The sequence below is a fragment of the Perlucidibaca aquatica genome (assembly GCF_001676655.1).
In the GTDB taxonomy this organism is placed as follows: Bacteria; Pseudomonadota; Gammaproteobacteria; order Pseudomonadales; family Moraxellaceae; genus Perlucidibaca; species Perlucidibaca aquatica.
This window is the reverse complement of sequence record NZ_LZDB01000005.1, coordinates 1-3,127: the sequence shown is the minus strand read 5'-3', so window position 1 is coordinate 3,127 and position 3,127 is coordinate 1. Positions and strand designations below refer to the sequence as shown.

The following is a 3,127-nucleotide window of genomic DNA, read 5'->3' as shown; positions in this document are numbered from 1 at the left end:
ACCCCTGATCAGTTATACTGGTCAGGGGTTTTTGCTTTTTTGCCATTTTTAATGCGTATAAAATGATTGGCTGCCTCTATTCGCCGCTTTAAGTGCGCTAAGATTTGCCCATGAATAAGTCTTTATTGCCCCATCTTTCAGCGTCACACCCGATATCAGGCGAAGACTTAGCCACAAAGTTTTCATGTAGCCGTGCGGCTATATCTAAGCAAATTGAAGCGTTAAAAAATGCCGGTGTGTTAATTGCTGCGAAGTCTAAGGTCGGCTACCACTTGGAATATGACTATCGATGGTGGGGGCAGGATTTCATCCAATCAATTCAAGCGCACCTAAGCATTGAGGCGACACTTTTAGACGACATTGATTCGACCAATAGCTGGTTGCGTGAGCAGCCAGCGGGTCCGTCGCCACATCTTGCACTAACGGACTGGCAAAGCGCAGGGCGAGGCCGTCGCGAAAGGGCTTGGGTGTCGCCTCCAGGTCGGCAACTTACATTCAGCTTGCGTCAAGACAGCCAACAAGGGCCCTGGCCGTGGCGAGGCCTTGCATTGGCTGTGGGCATCGAGATTGCAGAGGCCTTAAATAATTTGGGTATACCGGCGCAGCTAAAATGGCCGAACGATCTGTGGCTGGCTGGCGCTAAACTCGGTGGAATACTCGTGGAATTAGAAGGCGCGAGTGATGGGCCGAGCGCTGTAATCGTCGGGGTGGGACTAAATGAGTGTATTACCGAGGCAGAGCGGCAAAGCCTAGATCGGCCTGTCAGTGATCTTCAAGAATACGCACACTCGTATGAGCGAGAACAATTGCTGCGCCTCTTGCTTGAAAGACTCGTGAAGTTGCTGCGCGACTATCCTGGAGAGGGCATTTCGGGATATCTGGCTCGATGGCCTAATTATGATTTATTGCGCGGTAAGTCACTGCAGTTTGAGCATAAAGGTGAGGTGAGGCGAGGAATAGGCCGAGGGGTGGATGCAGAGGGTAACCTCATCGTAGAGGTGGACGGAGCCCTAATGGTGTGTCATGCAAGTGAGGTGAGTTTAGTGGTGCCACAGGTGAATCCGCATGAGTAGTACTCTATTTATAGACGAAGGCAACTCTCGGATTAAGTATTGGTTGATGTCTGGCGAGACACCGGCTGCACTAGGGTACATACAGGATTTGCAATCATTGGTGGCGTCTCTCATGAGCGCTAAGCTGTCCCACATTGTGTTGGCAACAGTAAAATCACGCGAGGCACTACTGAAGCAGCTGGATTCGTTATGTGGAGCGTCAGTTCAGGTGACGTGGGTTGAGGTCACGCCACGTATTTTGCCCACTCATTATCATGACCCTAGTAAGCTAGGTATTGACCGCTGGCTTGGTGTGCTAGCTGCCCGGTATTTAGGTAGTCACAATGCCATTGTGGTAGATGCGGGAACTGCTGCAACTATCGATGTCTACGAGCAGTCATCAGGTCATTTAGGGGGCTATATTTTGCCGGGGCTGAGTATGCAGCAAGCAAGTTTGGCCGCACATACAGCGCGTGTGAATTTCCCGGATGCAGATTGGGCAAGTGAAAGCCTGGGCACGGATACTGCAGCCGCCGTTGGGCACGGCAGCATTCGCTCGTTGTGCGCACTGATTAGGGAGATGGCGGCTGCATCGAGCGTGCGCCCTGATGTCTACTTAACAGGTGGGAATGCCACTGTTCTGGCTGAGTTTTTACCGTTTGCCCGTGTGGAGAGCAATCTAGTGCAAATTGGTATGCAGGCCTTTCTTGATTACTCCGGGGGCCACCAGTGAGGGCGCTAGCCATTGCGCTTTGGCTTCTCGCGGTATGTGCTGGAGTGTTCATCGTCAAGCAAAACGAGCTTAACTCGGTGGTTCGAAGCGACTTCGCCGCGCCTGCTTTGATGGCGATTGCGCCAGACCTGCCCGAGCTAACGACCTTGCCCGCAGTAGTGCCTGAGATAGTGTCTGAGGAGGTACATGAGGCTGAGCCCAAACTACCAGTAGGGAAAGTATGCGCGCGATTGGGCGTATTTCCATCACGGGACTGGGCGGAGCGCGTTGCTGAGATATTAGCCGACGACACGGGATCGGCTCAGTCATTAGTAAAGGCGTGGCGGATCGATAAAGTGGCTTTGAACAAATACTTTATCCGCTTCGAGAGCTGGAGCTTGGATAAGTTGGCAGAAAGAATGACACAAGAAAGAGCAAATCTGAAGAAACTCATCTCAATCACGGCAATTCCTGAGCAGTGTTGAGCAAGAAGTAAGCTAAAGCGTCAAACATAGGCTTGTATCAGGCTTGAATCCTGCCTATACTTTCGCGCCTTGTCTGTATGCCGGTATAGCTCAGCTGGTAGAGCAACTGACTTGTAATCAGTAGGTCCCGGGTTCGATTCCTGGTGCCGGCACCACAACGCATAAAGGCCAGTCTTGATCTTAATTGAGCAAGAACTGCGCAAAGAGTGTGTAAAAGGTTGACAAGGAGAGTGCGCAAAGCAAGAATGCGCACCCTCGCGTGGGTGGGGTTCCCGAGCGGTCAAAGGGAGCAGACTGTAAATCTGCCACGAAAGTTTCGAAGGTTCGAATCCTTCCCCCACCACCATTACCGCCCTTGGGCGGAAGCGCGGGTATAGTTTAGTGGTAGAACCTTAGCCTTCCAAGCTAATGGTGCGGGTTCGATTCCCGCTACCCGCTCCAGTATTTACTGGAGTTTTTGTATTTCAGCTCATATAGCTCAGTAGGTAGAGCACTTCCTTGGTAAGGAAGAGGTCACCGGTTCGAGTCCGGTTATGAGCTCCACATTCGGAAAGCAATCGTCCTGTGGCGATTGCTTTTATTTGTTGAAAAGTTGGCGCTGACGCGCGGAGTTTAGTCATGGCAAAGGCAAAGTTTGAACGTAACAAGCCGCACGTGAACGTCGGCACCATTGGTCACGTTGACCACGGTAAAACCACACTGACCGCAGCAATCGCAACTAACTGCGCCAAGCTGTACGGCGGCGAAGCTAAGGGCTACGACCAGATCGACTCCGCGCCAGAAGAAAAGGCCCGTGGTATCACGATTAACACCGCTCACGTTGAATACGACAGCCCGATCCGTCACTACGCTCACGTCGACTGCCCAGGTCACGCTGA

General features: G+C 52.0%; 4 protein-coding genes and 4 tRNA genes. All 8 read left to right on the top strand.

Going from position 1 to position 3,127, the window contains the following annotated elements:
- Positions 1-110: 110 nt before the first annotated feature.
- Positions 111-1,073: a biotin--[acetyl-CoA-carboxylase] ligase gene (locus A8710_RS11945; protein ID WP_068861104.1), complete on the top strand. Its 963-nt coding sequence runs from the start codon at positions 111-113 to the stop codon at positions 1,071-1,073.
- The gene (locus A8710_RS11940; RefSeq protein ID WP_082968865.1) at positions 1,066-1,785 is read left to right on the top strand and encodes a type III pantothenate kinase; all 720 of its coding nucleotides are present in this window, start codon (positions 1,066-1,068) and stop codon (positions 1,783-1,785) included. The genes A8710_RS11945 and A8710_RS11940 overlap by 8 nt, the downstream gene beginning before the upstream one ends.
- Before the next feature lie 44 nt (positions 1,786-1,829).
- Positions 1,830-2,249 carry a hypothetical protein gene (locus tag A8710_RS11935; RefSeq protein WP_157686414.1) on the top strand — a complete coding sequence of 140 codons (420 nt, stop codon included), beginning with the start codon at positions 1,830-1,832 and terminating at the stop codon, positions 2,247-2,249.
- A 79-nt stretch (positions 2,250-2,328) separates the two neighbouring features.
- Positions 2,329-2,404: transfer RNA gene (locus tag A8710_RS11930), tRNA-Thr, on the top strand.
- A gap of 107 nt (positions 2,405-2,511) precedes the next feature.
- Positions 2,512-2,595 (top strand) — tRNA-Tyr (locus A8710_RS11925).
- Positions 2,596-2,616: 21 nt separating this feature from the next.
- Positions 2,617-2,690, top strand: a tRNA-Gly gene (locus tag A8710_RS11920).
- A 26-nt stretch (positions 2,691-2,716) separates the two neighbouring features.
- Positions 2,717-2,792: transfer RNA gene (locus A8710_RS11915), tRNA-Thr, on the top strand.
- Between the two features lie 75 nt (positions 2,793-2,867).
- Positions 2,868-3,127 (top strand): GTP-binding protein (locus A8710_RS11910; protein WP_082968864.1); only part of this gene is annotated, 260 nt, incomplete at its 3' end.

What these genes read in the sequence shown, in the direction of transcription:
- A8710_RS11945 (WP_068861104.1), top strand. Translation starts at nt 111, where the DNA reads ATGAATAAGTCTTTATTGCCCCATCTTTCAGCGTCACACCCGATATCA.
- A8710_RS11940 (WP_082968865.1), top strand. Translation starts at nt 1,066, where the DNA reads ATGAGTAGTACTCTATTTATAGACGAAGGCAACTCTCGGATTAAGTAT.